Source organism: Myxococcus sp. MxC21-1 (genome assembly GCF_032612255.1).
In the GTDB taxonomy this organism is placed as follows: domain Bacteria; phylum Myxococcota; class Myxococcia; order Myxococcales; family Myxococcaceae; genus Myxococcus; species Myxococcus virescens.
Genome location: NZ_CP123278.1, coordinates 6,039,882 through 6,052,355, shown reverse-complemented (window position 1 = coordinate 6,052,355; position 12,474 = coordinate 6,039,882). Strand labels below are relative to the sequence as shown.

At 70.6% G+C, this 12,474-nt stretch carries 13 protein-coding genes; 6 read left to right on the top strand and 7 right to left on the bottom strand.

The genetic code is table 11. The features are described from left to right. Positions 1-118 precede the first annotated feature (118 nt). Positions 119-469 (top strand): hypothetical protein, encoded by a 351-nt coding sequence (locus QEG98_RS26570; protein ID WP_410477844.1) that lies wholly within the window; start codon positions 119-121, stop codon positions 467-469. A 46-nt stretch (positions 470-515) separates the two neighbouring features. Here QEG98_RS26570 and QEG98_RS26565 read toward each other — a convergent pair whose 3' ends face one another. Together QEG98_RS26565 and QEG98_RS26560 are read right to left on the bottom strand one after the other, a co-directional pair. Continuing rightward, positions 516-1,391, bottom strand: coding sequence for a tetratricopeptide repeat protein (locus QEG98_RS26565; protein WP_090493205.1), 876 nt, complete (start codon positions 1,389-1,391; stop codon positions 516-518). A gap of 8 nt (positions 1,392-1,399) precedes the next feature. Further along, positions 1,400-3,019 carry a short-chain fatty acyl-CoA regulator family protein gene (locus tag QEG98_RS26560; protein ID WP_090493203.1) on the bottom strand — a complete coding sequence of 540 codons (1,620 nt, stop codon included), beginning with the start codon at positions 3,017-3,019 and terminating at the stop codon, positions 1,400-1,402. A 471-nt stretch (positions 3,020-3,490) separates the two neighbouring features. Between QEG98_RS26560 and QEG98_RS26555 the strand changes: the two genes are divergently transcribed. From QEG98_RS26555 to QEG98_RS26535, 5 genes are all read left to right on the top strand, one after another. After that, positions 3,491-4,114 (top strand): hypothetical protein, encoded by a 624-nt coding sequence (locus QEG98_RS26555; RefSeq protein ID WP_316563270.1) that lies wholly within the window; start codon positions 3,491-3,493, stop codon positions 4,112-4,114. Next, entirely contained in the window at positions 4,051-4,905 is an 855-nt protein-coding gene (locus QEG98_RS26550) for a hypothetical protein (RefSeq protein WP_316563269.1), read from the top strand. The genes QEG98_RS26555 and QEG98_RS26550 overlap by 64 nt, the downstream gene beginning before the upstream one ends. A 57-nt stretch (positions 4,906-4,962) precedes the next feature. Beyond that, complete coding sequence (locus QEG98_RS26545) at positions 4,963-5,208, top strand: hypothetical protein (protein WP_090493199.1); 246 nt, start codon at positions 4,963-4,965, stop codon at positions 5,206-5,208. Positions 5,209-5,322: 114 nt separating this feature from the next. Continuing rightward, positions 5,323-6,168, top strand: coding sequence for a DUF692 domain-containing protein (locus QEG98_RS26540; RefSeq protein WP_316563268.1), 846 nt, complete (start codon positions 5,323-5,325; stop codon positions 6,166-6,168). Beyond that, positions 6,165-6,902, top strand: coding sequence for a DNA-binding domain-containing protein (locus QEG98_RS26535; protein ID WP_316563267.1), 738 nt, complete (start codon positions 6,165-6,167; stop codon positions 6,900-6,902). Before QEG98_RS26540 ends, QEG98_RS26535 begins: the two co-directional genes overlap by 4 nt. Before the next feature lie 22 nt (positions 6,903-6,924). Here QEG98_RS26535 and QEG98_RS26530 read toward each other — a convergent pair whose 3' ends face one another. From QEG98_RS26530 to QEG98_RS26510, 5 genes are all read right to left on the bottom strand, one after another. Further along, on the bottom strand, positions 6,925-8,889 hold the full coding sequence (locus QEG98_RS26530; protein ID WP_316563266.1) for a hypothetical protein: 1,965 nt from the start codon (positions 8,887-8,889) through the stop codon (positions 6,925-6,927). Continuing rightward, a complete protein-coding gene (locus QEG98_RS26525; protein WP_316563265.1) occupies positions 8,841-9,536 on the bottom strand; it encodes a hypothetical protein in 696 nt (231 codons plus the stop codon). The genes QEG98_RS26530 and QEG98_RS26525 overlap by 49 nt, the downstream gene beginning before the upstream one ends. Before the next feature lie 95 nt (positions 9,537-9,631). After that, positions 9,632-10,831 carry a carboxypeptidase regulatory-like domain-containing protein gene (locus QEG98_RS26520; protein ID WP_316563264.1) on the bottom strand — a complete coding sequence of 400 codons (1,200 nt, stop codon included), beginning with the start codon at positions 10,829-10,831 and terminating at the stop codon, positions 9,632-9,634. Beyond that, on the bottom strand, positions 10,831-11,361 hold the full coding sequence (locus QEG98_RS26515; RefSeq protein WP_316563263.1) for a hypothetical protein: 531 nt from the start codon (positions 11,359-11,361) through the stop codon (positions 10,831-10,833). Before QEG98_RS26515 ends, QEG98_RS26520 begins: the two co-directional genes overlap by 1 nt. Positions 11,362-11,434: 73 nt before the next feature. Then, complete coding sequence (locus tag QEG98_RS26510; RefSeq protein WP_316563262.1) at positions 11,435-12,472, bottom strand: caspase domain-containing protein; 1,038 nt, start codon at positions 12,470-12,472, stop codon at positions 11,435-11,437. Between the last annotated feature and the right edge of the window lie 2 nt (positions 12,473-12,474).

The following is a 12,474-nucleotide window of genomic DNA, read 5'->3' as shown; positions in this document are numbered from 1 at the left end:
AGGCACGCGCGGCATGTGCTTCCGTGTCGGCGGTGACAGCGGAGCATCCCGCCGTCGCGCGCAACGTGGCAGTCACGGGAGGGGCCGCGTCGCTGACGCCCCCATGGACGGGGCGCCCATGGCGCAACCGGACGCGGGGGCGGCGGGGCAGGTGCGGCATCATCACCGTGAGCGTGCGGTGGTGGGCGACCGGTGGATCGCACGGGTGCTGCGCGCCGGCGCGGTGGTCAGCGGCGGAATGTTCGTCCTGTCGCTGGGGCTGGAGGCCATGCCCCAATCCGAGCGCGTGCACGTCGCCATCGACTTATTGCGAAAGGGCGCCGCGTCACTGCTGTTGGTGACGCCCGTGGCGCGGCTCGCGGTGGCGGGCACGCTGCTGGGCCTGCGGGGTGAGTGGCGCTACATGGTGATGGCCGCGGGCGTGCTGGGGCTGCTCGCCATCGCGGTGGGCACCGGCATCCAAGCCTAGGAAGAGCGCGTGTGACGGCGCTCTCCCCGGTGTCAGGGAGGAGCGCTCACACGCCGCGCGCGGTGAAGTGGGCCAGGATGTTCTGGACCTTGGCCACTTCGCCCGTCTGACCCAGATCTCCGTAGAGGGGAATCAGCGTCTCGAACTGCTTGCGGGCCGCCGCGAAGTCCTGCTGGTAGTAGCAGGACAGCCCCAAGTCCCAGCGGGCGCGGGCCTCATACGCATGGTCGTGCACCTCCTGGTACAACTCCACCGCGCGGAGCAGGTGCGGGCGCGCACCTTCGTGGTTGCCAAGAAGCCCCTCGGACTCGCCCAGCAGCAGGTGGCCCAGCGCGAGCGCCTCCGGGTCATCACCTTGCTCCAGCAGCGGCACGGCCTCCAGGAAGCGCTTGCGCGCGGGCTCGTAGTCGCCCTTCTCCATGCGGATGTCGCCGATGTCGATGAGCAGCCGCGCCACCCGCTCCGTGTTTCGCGTCTGGCGCAGGAGGATGAGCGCCTCCTGGTACTTCTCCTCGGCGGCCTCTGGCTGGCCCAGCGAGCGCAGGGACTCGCCGATGCAGGCGCGGGCCAGGGCCTCGCCCTCACGGTCCTTGGACTCGTTGAAGAGCATGGCGGCGCGGGCAATCTGCTCGATGGCGCCGCGGTGATCCTCGAAGTTCGCCTTCACCACGCCCAGCCCCATCAGGGCCTGCGCCTGGCCGGGCTTGTACTTGGCCTCTTGGAACTTCTCGAGCGCCTCTTCGTAGAATTGCCGGCTGGCGGCGTGGTCCTCCAGCAGACCGTGCAGCTCGGCCAGGTTCACCAGACCCTGTCCCACCTCGGTGGGCGAGCCGGTGATGCGCAGCGGCGCCAGCGCGTTCTTCTGCTTCTGGATGGCGTCGAGGATGTGGGTGCGTTGGGTGTCTTCGGGCGGGTGGTGCATGGGGGGCCTCAGGCGTCGCCACCCTTGCGGCGGCGGGAGGTCTTGTCCAACGAATCGTCCTTCTCGCTCCCGTCAGTCCCGTTGGCGGCCACGGCCAGGGAATGGGCGCTGGGGTGCCGGTCCTTCTCCACCTTGTCAGCCTTTTCGTGGACGAGGATGGGGGAGAAGAAGCAGTCCTTCTTCGTGTACTCGTCGAAGGCGAAGGCGAAACGGTAGCTGGCCGCCGCGCGCTGGTTGCAGTCAGTGCGCTCGCAGAAGCGGCAGGAGATGCCGGACGGAATGGCGTCCTTGCGCAGGTCCGTCGTGGGCAGGCCGTAGGCCAGGTACTTGGCGTTCTCCGCGTGGGTGCCCAGGCCGATGGAGTACGCAGTGCCCTTGACGATGGAGCCCTCAATCGGCTGGAGCTGCACCTTGGCGAAGCAGAAATAGGCGGTGCCGTCCGGCATGATGGAGTACTGCCGCGTCAGCTGGGACGGGTTGAGGAAGGCCAGGTGCACGGCCCACTTGGCGCAGCTGCCGCCGCCGGAGGCGAAGCGGATGCCGGTGCCGCTGTAGCGCTTGGAGATGTTGCCGGCGATGTCCGCGCGCAGGAAGTGGAACGGAAGCCCGGGGCGCTTCGGGTCCGACAGGTTGCACAGGCGGTGGGCCACCGTCTCGTAGGTGGAGCCGAAGATGCTCGACAGCAGCTCCACGTCGTAGCGCGTGCGCTGGACCTCCTTGAAGAAGTCCCCGTAGGGCAGCATCAGCGCGCCGGCGAAGTAGTTGGCCAGGTTCACCTTGATGAGCCGCTGCGTCTCGCCGTGGCGCATGCGGCCCGCGTCCAGCACGCGCTCCAGCAGCTTCTCGCGGTCCATCACCAGCAGGCCAATGGACGCGGCAATCTGGAACTTCAGCGGCTGTTCGGTGAGGAAGGGCGACAGCGTCAGCGTCCGCTCCTCCGGGTCCAACCGCCGCACCACGGATGAGCCGGAGGGGGACGGGTCGTCGAAGAGGACGCGGTAGCCGAAGCGCTCCTCCAGGAGCCGGATGAGCTGACCGCTGGTGATCTGCCGCTCCAGCCGCACGTCGCGGCGCAGCGCGTCCGCCTGCTCTTCCAGCTCCGGGAAGTAGTTGCGGTGCTTCTCCAGGAAGTCGCTGACCTCGTCGAAGGGCGAGTAGTCGAAGCGCACGCCGGGCGAGGTGCCGTTGCCCGGGCCGCCCTGGGTGCGCGTGCGCTCCTCGACGTTGAGCTGTGCCAGCACGTTCTCCAACTGCGTGCGGGTGTTCTTGTAGAGGTTGAAGAGCGCCGCCACCGTGCCCGCGAGCTTCGGCTCCGCGGAGAGGGACTGGAGCGACTCCGGGTCGATGTCGAGGCTCTTGAGGAGCGGCTCGTCCAGCAGCTTCGCGAGCGCTTCGTCCACGCGGCCTTCGCCCAGCGTGGACATGAACTGCTCGGGGTCCTGGTCGAAGTAGCGCAGGGCCTTCCAGAGCAGGGGGAAGGGCATCACCCGCTTACCCTTCTCGATGAGGTTCAGGTACGCGGGGGAAACGCCCAGGTCCTTGGCTGCGTCCGCCTGCTTGATGTTCCGTGCAAGGCGCAGTCCCCGAAGCTTCAGGCCCACGTTGGCGTTCAGTGCGTTGTCGTTCATGGCCGGGTGCGTTGACGCCTCCGGCGATCGCGAATGGCCGCGCGCGCCTCGGGCTCTTTACCCACTCTGCAAATCGATTTACCGATTTGCAATGATCCTTTTCATCCACGAGGACCCCTGTCGGCCCTGCGACGGACCGGCTGGACCGCGGTCGGAGCCGGGGTGCCTGCTACCTTGAACCTCATGAAATCACAGCCCTTTTGGGCGTGTGGGGAACCTGTCGTCGCGCTCGCTACAGCGCCTTGTCAAGCATTTACTGCTGCACTGCGGCATGGGCGGGGCGCGTTGCGGTAAAGGAAAAAACGCCGGTTTACAAGAACAGTCCGGGGCTCGGGTGCGATCGAACGTGGGGCTGAGCGGGGCGCACGCTGCCAGGGGGCGATTCACCTCCGGCGCGTCATGGGCGAACCTTCGCCGCGTATGGACGGTGGGCATGGAGGGCCGCGAAGGTGGAGCAGGGCGCCGCTGTGCATGCGTGCCCGGGCCGCCGCCGTCATCCTGCTCGGCCTGTCGTTGATGTCGTGTCAGGCGCCGCTGCGCCACCACCCCAGGGATGATGCGGCGGCGCTGCGCTACAACCTCACCTACGTGCGCGAGCCCGAGCACGCGGTGGACGTGGAGGTGGTGCTGGTGCGAGGCACGCCGCGCGAGTTCCTCTTCAGCCAGCCGGGCGCCGTGACGACGGTGTCCGCGCACCGGGAGGATGGGGGCGTCCAGACATTGCCCGTCCAGGAGGGCCGCGTCGTGCTGCCACGGGGGACGCGCTTCTTGCGCTACCGCTACGCGCTGGACGCCTCCATTCGCGAGCGCGGCCCGGACTTCTTTCAAGGCTCCGGAGACGGCGATGCGCGGCACGTCGCGGGCCGCGCTTACCTCATCCGGCCGCGGGTGGTGAAACCGGGCCTTCGCGTGGAGCTGTCGCTGGTGGGCACCGATGCATTGCTGCCGTGGCAGCCCGGGGAGAATGGCGTGTACCGGCTGCGCGGCGAGGACCTGGTGGACTCGGGCTTCCACGGCTTCGGCGGCCGCCGATGCCGGTGCGCCTGCCGGACGCGGTGCTGGACGTGGCCATCCTGGGACACTTCACGCACCTGAGCGACGCGGCCGTCTGCACCTGGTTGGGCAAGGCCGCGGAGGAGGTCCGCACCGTGCGGCGCGCCTTCCCGCATCCGCGCATCACCGTGCGGGTCATCCCCGCGCCCGGGCACCACGGGCCCAGCGTCTTCGGCATGGTGCGCTGGAGTTCGCCGCCCAGCATCTCCATCAGCGTGGGGCAGGAGGCGCGGCCGGAGGACTTCGCGCGGGACTGGGTGGCCGTCCACGAGATGCTGCACCTGACCCATCCTGTCTTCGTGCCCCGCGTACCGTGGCTGTCGGAGGGGCTGGCCACCTACTACACGGAGGTCGCGCGTGCGCGCTCCGGGCGGCAGGACTCGCGGCGCGCCTGGGAGGAGCTGCTGGGCGGCTTCGCTCGGGGGCTCGAGGGCAATGACACGCGAACCATGCAGGAGGCCGTGTCTCAAGACAGCTTTTCGCTCGCTGTCTATTGGACGGGAGCGCTCTTCGCGTTGCATCTGGATGTGGAATTGCGCCGTATCACTGGAAACACGCGCGGGCTGGATGACGTGTTGGAGTTGCTCGCGGCTCGCGGCAGTTCCTCGACCTTCGGGGCATTCGGTGCCGCGGTGGATGCCGTCGCGGGACAGCCGCTGTTCAATGCTCTGCTGGAGCGGCACTTGCCGCGGCCTGCTTTTGCGGAGCAGGCCGGTCTGCTAGAAGCGCTGGGTGTCCAGGAAGGACCCAACGGCGTCTCGCTGGTACCTGCTCGAGACAGTCTGTTGCGTGATTCGGTGGTCGGTCGGCGCAGCCACGGCGAAACACCCTGAATGCAACCGCGACCTCTACACAACACCCCCACGCAGTACCGAAAGGAAGTCTCATCCATGAACGTCAAGGCGCTTGCAGCGGTTGTCGGCACCCTGTCCCTGGCCGCGCTGGCCACGGGTTGTGCGACCAAGAAGTCGGCGGAGATGGAGCCCGCCACGGCCGAGGAGACTGGCGCGGAGAGCAGCGGCGCCACGGAGTCGCAGGAGGCCGCTCCGGCCGCGACCGAGGAGAAGGGCGCCGAGGGTAGCTGTGGCGCCGGCTCGTGCGGCTCCGGCTCCTGCGGCGGCCAGAAGAAGGAGTAGTTCCGCTGGACGGAGGTTCCGAGGGCCTGGTGAAGGCCGGGCCCTCGCTGCCGGGCGGTTGAGCAGCGCCGCCGGCGCCCGGGTTGTTTCCCACGCTTCGAGAGGGCTTCTGCCGTGGTGACGTACGCACAGCGACATGGGCTGAAGCCGCTGGGCGCGGGCATCGGGCTGCGCAGGAGCTTCTATGCGGAGCTGCCGCGCACCGAACGGCCGCTCGACTGGGTGGAGATCATCCCGGAGAACTTCCTGTCGCTGGGTGGGCGCTCGCAGCGCGCGCTGGACGCCTGCGCGGAGCGGTGGCCCGTGTTGCCCCACGGCGTGGGATTGAACATCGGCGGCCCGGACGCGCTGGACGACGACTATGTCCGGGGACTGGCGGCGCTGGTGAAGCGGGTGGACGCGCCCTTCTTCTCCGACCACCTCTGCTTTTCGCGGCTGGACGGTGTGTACCTGCACGACTTGCTGCCGCTGCCGTTCAGCGAGGCCGCTGTCGAGCACGTGGTGCCCCGCGTGCGCGAGGTGATGGACCGGGTGGGCCGTCCCTTCCTGCTGGAGAATCCCAGCTACTACGCGCGGATGCCCGGCGGCACGTTGCGGGAAGCGGACTTCCTCCGCCGCGTCGTGGAGCAGGCGGACTGTGGGCTGCTGCTGGACGTGAACAACGTCTACGTCAACGCGCGCAACCATGGCTACGACGCGCGGGCCTTCGTGGATGCCCTGCCGCTGGAGCGCGTGGTGCAGATTCACCTGGCCGGCCACACCTGCTACCCGGACGTCATCGTCGACACGCATGGCGACCGCGTCTGCGACGACGTGTGGTCGCTCTACCGCTACGTGCTGGCGCGCACCGGGCCGGTGGCGACGCTCATCGAGTGGGACCAGGACCTTCCTTCCCTGGACGCGGTGCTGGACGAGGCGGACATTGCGCGCGCATCGCTGCGGGAGGTCGCCGGCCCATGAAGCCGTCCCTGCGCGACTTCTTCGACAGCATGGGGGACTACCTCGCCGAGCCCGGCCCGGAGTCGCTGGCCGCGCTGTACGCGAGGCACCCGGGGTGGGAGGCGCCGCGTGAGCGGGTGTCGCTCTACGGCGGCTTCGTGCTCGGCCATGTGCGCTCCGCGCTGGACAAGGTCTTTCCGCTGACGCGCCAGGCCCTGGGGCAGGACGCATGGGACGGCCTGGTGGTGGCCTTCACGCGGACGCGGCCGGCTCGGCACCATGAGCTCAACCACCTGTGCGAAGGCTTTCCCGCGTTCCTCGCGGACGCGGCGGCCTCGTGGGGGTTGGCGCCCTTCGTGCCCGCACTGGCCCGCTTCGAGTGGACCGACTTCGCGGTGTTCGCGTCCCTGGAGCCTTCGCCCGAGCGCGTGGCGCGGCTGACGGCCAATCCCACCCTGGTGGCACTGGAGCACGACTTCCACCTCTGCGCGTACGTGCGGGCCCGAGGCGCCGCGACGTCACCGGAGGCAGGCGCGGAGCTGGCGCTGCTGTGGCGCCACCCGGAGCAGTTGAAGACGCTCTACATGGCCGCCACGCCACCGGCGCTGCTGGTGTTGAAGATGGCGGTGGAAGGGCTGGCCCTGGCGGACGTGGTGGCGGCCACGGGCATGGCGGAAGCCGACCTGCGCGCGACGGTGACGCGCTTCGGCCGCGACGGACTGGTGCTCCTCCCGGACGACAGCGACGGGGGATGAAGTGCCCGCGCTGTCTGGGCGCTCAGTGCCAGGGGTACGTCACCAGGCCCCGCGCCGTGCCCACGTAGCGCGGTCCTCCCGGAGCCACCAGCAGGGCGCTCACGTCCGGGTCCGGCAAGCCCTCTTCCGTTCCGAAGTGGGAGGCGATGTCTGCTGACACGTCATAACGCACCAGCCCGTTCTTCGTGCCGGCCCAGAGGATGTCCCGGGTGCGCGCGTCTACGGCCTGCCGTTCGAAGAGGAGCGTGCGAATCTCCTCGTCCTGCAGTCTCCAGGGGGCGTCGCGCAGCGCGGGACCGGGTTGTCCCAGCGCGCTGAAGCCCTTCCTCGTGCCGGCGAACACCTGGCCCTCCGGCCCCACGGCCACGGAGAGGACGTCGTCATCGGGGATGGCCGGCGGAGCGTGAAGTCGCACCGAGACTTCGGCCAGCCCGGGCTCGAAGTCGTCGTCCGCCCAGAGGGTGATTTCCGCGAGGCCGCCCGACGTGGCCGCCCAGGCCGTCACGCGTTCCGGGCTGGAGTCCGGGGAGATGGCGAGCTGGCGCACCTCGCGTCCCTCCAGCAGGCGGCGGCCTCCCACGGTGCCCGCGCGTCCTCCGGAGGCGGGGTCGCTCGCGCGTGTGAGGACCAGGCCCCGGCGGGTGCCCAGCAGCAGCACGTCCGGGGATTCCCATGCGGCCACCGCGGTCACCGCCGCGCCCGTGGCCCCGAGCATGGCGCCCGTGTGCCGGGTGCAGGTGCGCTGGACGCACCGGAGCACGCCGCCGCCGTCGGTGCCTACGAAGAGCACGTTGCCACCTTGAAACGCATGGAGCGACAGGGCCGGGGCGTTCACGTCCAGCACCGTCGTGGACGCGCGCTCCGCATACACCCGGGGAGAAGTGCCATCCGCGTAGCGGAGCCCATCCGGGGTGAGCGCCAGGGCCACCACGGGCCGCTGCGCGTCCGGGACGTCCTCCATCAACCGCGCGCGTCCCAGCGGCAGCACCGTGAAGGACGTCGCCGCGCGGCTCACGGGGCCGTCCTGGTCGGTGGCGGCCAGCACCGTCGTATGGCGACCGGCGAGGGGGAAGGCGAGGGTGGCGGTGGGCAGCGGCAGCGCGACCGCCAAGAGGCTCCCCGCCAGGTTGTCCAGCCACGCCAGCTCCGCGATGTGGCCCTGGGGGACCGCGGGCCTCGCGAAGCCGGTGAGGACCACGGGTTGCCCCTCCTGGCATGGGCCTCTGCCGCAATCCAGCAGTCCTTGCATCACGCTCTCCACCCGCACGTCGGGCGCGCCGTTCACGGTGACGGCCACGGCCGCCGCGCAGGCCAGTCCCCACGGGTCCGTCGCGGTGAGCGTCAGCACGTGGTGGCCGGGCGTGGACAGGCGGACGGTGTGCGTGCTCGGACCCTGGGCCAGTGCGCCGTCCCGCGAGGACACCCACGTGTAGCGCAGGCCCGTCCGCGCATCCTCCGCGTCCGACGCCGAACCCGTGAGCGCCAGCGGCACACCCGCGTTCACCACCGCGTTCGGAAGCGGTGCCTGGATGGCGCAGCCCGTGGGCGGCGTATTGATGATGGCGCGCACCGGCCGTTCCACGCAGCCGCGCAACGCGGTGTCCTCTGGGTCCACGGCGCACGCGGACAACACCTGCGCACCGGCCACGGACAGCACGGCGCTCACGGCTTCACCCGTGCCCAGGGGCGTGGGCTCGGCGCTGGTGGTCCAGATGGGCTCCACCGGTTGCTCCGTCTCCGGGTCCACGCAGCGGGCCCGCAGCTGGCTGGGGACGCCCACGAGCACGCGTGGATTCTCGGTCGTGGGGAGCTCCAGCTCGCACCGGGGCGGAAGGTTGGTGACCAGCCGCACCCGCACGCTGTCCGAGGCGGTGTTGCCGCGCCCATCCACCACCTGCGCCCTCACCGTGTAGACGCCGGGCGTGGTGAAGGCGTGGGTCAGGGCCGGGCCTCGGCCCAGCGGATGCCCCGAGGGCGCCGGCTCCACTCCACCGCGCCGTCGAGGTTGCCCGCGCCTCCCTCGGCGTGGAAGTCCTGGGCGGTGGCCGCGAAGCGGACGGAGGCGCCGTGGGGCGGGGCCTCGCCTTGCTTCACGAAGACCTCCGTGGGCTCGGGCCGGAGGATGCGCACGCTGGGGGCGCGCGTGGCGCGGACGGTGACGCGCACGTCGGCGGTGGCGGAGACCTTCGTGGCGGAGTCCACCGCGGTGCAGCGGAGGGTGTCCTCGCCGGCCACGGACAAGGTCGCCCGCACCACGTCGCCGGCAGGCAGCGGCCCGGACAGCGCGGACGTCCACTGCACCGCGCGCCCCTGGAGCCGCACGCCACGCTCCGTCATCGCCATGCACTCCAGGCCCAGCTCCTCGCCGAGGTTGAAGGTGCTGCCCGGCGCGGGGCGCAGCACGGTGGCCACGGGAGCACCCCGCGCGAGGACGTTCAGGTGGAGTGACGCGCTCGCGGCCAGTCCACCGGCGTCCACCACCGAGGCGGTCAGCCGCTGCGCTCCGGGTTCGTGGAAGGCGAGGGTGGCGCGTGCGCCGCGGGCCCGTTGCCCTTCGACGGAGGACACCCACAGCACGTTGGCGCCCAGCGCTGCGCCTTCCTCCGCATCCTCGACGGTGGCCGCGAACTCCACGGCCGGCCCACGCGCAGCGGGATGATGTCCAGGGTGGGGCTGACTTCGAGCCGGGGAGGCGTGTTGTGAGTCGTTGGCGGAGGGCGGGGGCTGGCTCACAGCCCCACAACGTGGCGGCGACCAGTGGGACCAGCACGAGGCGGAGCCGAGGGGGCCTTGGCTCGCCACGGGGTCACGTCCCGGCCGGCAGACGCGGCCCGCCGATGAATCCACGCACCGCCGGTTGCCCGGGCAGTCGAGGTCCGTTGCGCAGGGCGCCGTGCAGGCCCCGCTGACACAGCGCCCTTCGAGCAGTCCCAGCTCGTGGCAGCTCGCGTCGTCGGTGCAGGGCGCGTCCATCCGCCGCAGGGCATGGCAGCCCGCGAAGTTCGCGGCATCTGGCAGGCACCGCCCGGACTGGCAGGTGAAGCCCGGCGCGCACTGTGCCGACCCAACGTCGTCCGGCAGCGCCTGGACGGAGGGGGAGCGTCATCGTCGCCGCCGCACCGGGTGGCGCACGCGGCGCTTCCTTCGGGGAGCACCTCGCAGTACGTCCCAGCGGCGCATTGCCAGTCGCCCGTGCAGGGCGCGCACAGGGGACCGGGGCCCTCGCAGCGGTTGCCCTTGCAGGTCAATCCCTCGCCGCAGTGCGAGTTGCCGAAGCACTCCAGGCACTTCTTGTTCGGCGCGCACACCAGGCCTTCCTCGCAGCCGATCTCTTGGCAGCCCTGTTCGAGGAGCGACTCGTCCACCACCAGGTCGACCTTGAGCTCCTTCTTCTCGCCCGGGCCCGCGCAGTCCTGCACCTGGGTGGCTGGAAAGCCCAGGGCCGTCACCGTCACCGTGTAGCAGCCGTCCGGAAGGGGCCCCACGCGCAGCCGCCCCTTCGCGTCCAGCAGCAGCCGCTGGAAGGGCGTGCCCTCCACGGACGCCTCCGCCGCGGTCAGCCGGAAGCCGTTGGTCGTCTTCACGTGCAAGTCGAGGAAGCCCGCGGGCGTGGGCGCCACCGGTTGCACCTGGACGGACTGGCCTCCCAATACCCGCACCTGGACGCGGGCGGCCTTTTCGGTCGTGGCGATGATGAAGAGCTCCGCCATCCCCGTGGGGACGTCTTCCAGGGTGAAGCGCCCGTCCGCGTCGACAGGGCTGCTCACGCCGGGTTGGCCCACCAGCGACACCATGGCTACCGCGGGGTCGCTCTCCGTGAGCTGCCCATGCACGGTGCCCACCCGGAAGGGGGCGTTCTCCAGGTTGCCGCAGCCCGCGGCGCAGCAGGCCACGAGGGTGGCTACCGCGATGTGAATCGTCGAGCGCATCAGAATCGATATCCCGCGCCGGCCCAGCCACCCGTGAAACCCACGGCCTGCCCCTGCCCATCCACAACGACATACGTCAGCATGAACTGGGCCTGTGTCATCAGCTCCAGCCGCTCACCCACCCGCCACACGATGCCGCCCACCACGCCGGGGCTGACGGTAAAGAACCGCTGCCCGTTGACGGCGGCCTCTACGTCAAAGGACCGCCTGAGGTGCAGGCCGGCCACACGCGGCCCCGCGAACAACGTCAGCCGCTCCCAGCGCCACAGGTAGGGAAGGGCCACGCCCGCGGAGAGGGTGGTGTAGCGGAAGGGCACCTCGCTGCCCGGCGTCAGCTGCAGGGCCCGGTCGCCAGTGCTGAAGGCCACGTCGAAGAGCAGTCCGAAATCCTGAAGCGGCTGGTCCTCCAGCCGCAATGACAGGGCGACTTCGGGGGACATGGGCAGCAGCTCCGCGCGGCTGCGGGCATCCGCGAAGCTGAACATGCCGCCCAGCAGCGACAGCGAGCGCCGCGGGAAGGCCTCCGCCATCAGGCGCTCCAGGGGAGCCGGTCCCCCTGGCCCACCTCCACGTCGCGGCGCATGAGGACGGCGTCGCCCTTGGTCAGCTCCACCGTCCGCTTGCCGGGCGCCACCGCCGCGCCGCCGGGCAGGTCCGTGCGCTCCTCGCCGTCCACCTTGAGCGTGAAGCCATCCAGGCGCGGGTTGTAGGAGAACAGCTCGGGGCGGCCCGTCCGGGTGATGCTGCCGGAGAGCACCACCGGGTCCGCGCCCACTTCCATGATTTCCGCCGACGGCCGCTGCCGCCCTCGGTGAAGGCGAAGGTGCGGCGGCGTGCGTGGTCATGGGCCTCAGTGGCCGTGACGGCGCCGTCACCATTGCGGTCCGCCGCGCCGCTCAAGCCGTCGATGAGGAAGTGGGTGTAGATGTCGTTGCGCAGGCTCTCGTCCTCGCGCGCCGTCTCGCCCCAGTCGCAGGCGGCGAAGACCATGGACGCGCGCGACGACTCCTCCAGCGGCCGGGCGTAGAAGCCGGACTTGATGCCCTCCAGCTCCGCCTTCAATTCCTTGGGCAGCAACGACTTGCCGCTGCCGCTGTGGCAGGTGGCCAGCACCAGCATGCGGCGCCGACTGGCCAGCCCGTCGAACTCCTCCTTCAGCGTGTCCATGCTCAGCGCCGTCTGGGGAATGTCCCGGTAGGCCGCGTCGCGGGTGACCAGGTAGCGCCGCAGCTCGCCCTTCGCGTCGCGCGCCAGCGTGCCGTGCGCGGAGAAGTAGACGACCACCACGTCGTCGGGCCGGCTCGCGTCCTTCTTGAGCTGCCGGAGCGCCGCGAGGATGGCCTCGCGCGTCGTCTCCTCGCGGCGGGTGAGCATGCGCACCTGGTCGAACCCGCCGCGCGCGGGGTCCTTCAGCGCGGCGCCCAGGTCATGGGCGTCCTTGACGGTGTAGCGCAGCCCCTTCCAGCGCGGGTCGTCGAACGAGGCGATGCCCACCAGCAGGGCCATCCGGCGCGGCTTGTAGGCGCTGGACAGCGACGCCTCATCGAGCTTCAGCGGGACCAGTCCGCCCTTCTCCCCGGAGGAGGAGGGCGTCGCGCACGCGGCCAGGCAGGCCAGCAGGATGGGAAGGAGTCGCCTCACGT

Coding starts and splice junctions, on each gene's coding strand:
- QEG98_RS26565 (WP_090493205.1), bottom strand. CDS start 1,391: ATGCACCACCCGCCCGAAGACACCCAACGCACCCACATCCTCGACGCC.
- QEG98_RS26550 (WP_316563269.1), top strand. CDS start 4,051: ATGCCGGTGCGCCTGCCGGACGCGGTGCTGGACGTGGCCATCCTGGGA.
- QEG98_RS26555 (WP_316563270.1), top strand. CDS start 3,491: ATGCGTGCCCGGGCCGCCGCCGTCATCCTGCTCGGCCTGTCGTTGATG.
- QEG98_RS26535 (WP_316563267.1), top strand. CDS start 6,165: ATGAAGCCGTCCCTGCGCGACTTCTTCGACAGCATGGGGGACTACCTC.
- QEG98_RS26570 (WP_410477844.1), top strand. CDS start 119: ATGGCGCAACCGGACGCGGGGGCGGCGGGGCAGGTGCGGCATCATCAC.
- QEG98_RS26515 (WP_316563263.1), bottom strand. CDS start 11,361: ATGGCGGAGGCCTTCCCGCGGCGCTCGCTGTCGCTGCTGGGCGGCATG.
- QEG98_RS26520 (WP_316563264.1), bottom strand. CDS start 10,831: ATGCGCTCGACGATTCACATCGCGGTAGCCACCCTCGTGGCCTGCTGC.
- QEG98_RS26545 (WP_090493199.1), top strand. CDS start 4,963: ATGAACGTCAAGGCGCTTGCAGCGGTTGTCGGCACCCTGTCCCTGGCC.
- QEG98_RS26560 (WP_090493203.1), bottom strand. CDS start 3,019: ATGAACGACAACGCACTGAACGCCAACGTGGGCCTGAAGCTTCGGGGA.